The organism is Streptococcus suis (assembly GCF_002964045.1).
Taxonomy (GTDB): Bacteria; Bacillota; Bacilli; order Lactobacillales; family Streptococcaceae; genus Streptococcus; species Streptococcus suis_U.
This window is the reverse complement of the sequence record NZ_POPB01000235.1, coordinates 1-319: the sequence shown is the minus strand read 5'-3', so window position 1 is coordinate 319 and position 319 is coordinate 1. Positions and strand designations below refer to the sequence as shown.

Here is a 319-nt window from a genome sequence, read left to right as displayed (position 1 = left end):
AACATATCAGGGAAAATAACTACACACATATTGAATTATTGCCAATTACCGAGCATCCTCTCGATGCGTCTTGGGGCTATCAGGTAACAGGCTACTACAGTCCAACTAGTCGCTATGGCAAGCCAGATGAACTTAAGTATTTAGTTGACCAATGTCACCAAGCAGGAATCGGAGTGATTCTTGACTGGGTACCACTTCATTTCTGTAAAGATGCTCATGGGCTCTACCAATTTGATGGTAGTTGGCTATACGAATACTCCTACGAACAAGATCGTGAAAACCACCAGTGGGGGACTGCTAATTTTGACCTTGGAAAAGG

Annotated in this window: 1 protein-coding gene; it reads left to right on the top strand. The window is 43.3% G+C overall.

Going from position 1 to position 319, the window contains the following annotated elements; translation table 11 throughout:
- The coding region (locus C1E99_RS02160) for an alpha-amylase family glycosyl hydrolase (protein WP_238146188.1) at positions 1-319 on the top strand (319 nt) is incomplete at both ends.